Genomic DNA, 221 nt, shown 5'->3' with positions numbered 1-221 from the left:
GGCCGAGGATCGTGTTGATCAGCCCGTTGCCCGAGAACAGCAGCATCCACACGCCCACGAGCGAGACGCTCGCGGTCAGATACGGCACATAGAACGCGACCCGGTACGCCGCGACCCACCGGATGCCGGTGTTCAGGGCCGCCGCGAGCACGAGGGAGAGCACGGCCGTGAGGGGCACGTTGATGACCAGGAAGATCAGGGTGTTGCGGAAGGACCCGAGC

General features: G+C 66.5%; 1 pseudogene. It reads right to left on the bottom strand.

The annotated features are described in order from the left end of the window. Positions 1 to 221, bottom strand: a pseudogene (locus L687_RS0121420) (carbohydrate ABC transporter permease); the annotation flags it as partial.

Origin of the sequence: Microbacterium maritypicum MF109 (genome assembly GCF_000455825.1) — a bacterium.
Taxonomy (GTDB): Bacteria; Actinomycetota; Actinomycetes; order Actinomycetales; family Microbacteriaceae; genus Microbacterium; species Microbacterium maritypicum_A.
The sequence above is the reverse complement of the archived record's forward strand: the minus strand, read 5'-3'. Positions and strand labels throughout refer to the sequence as shown.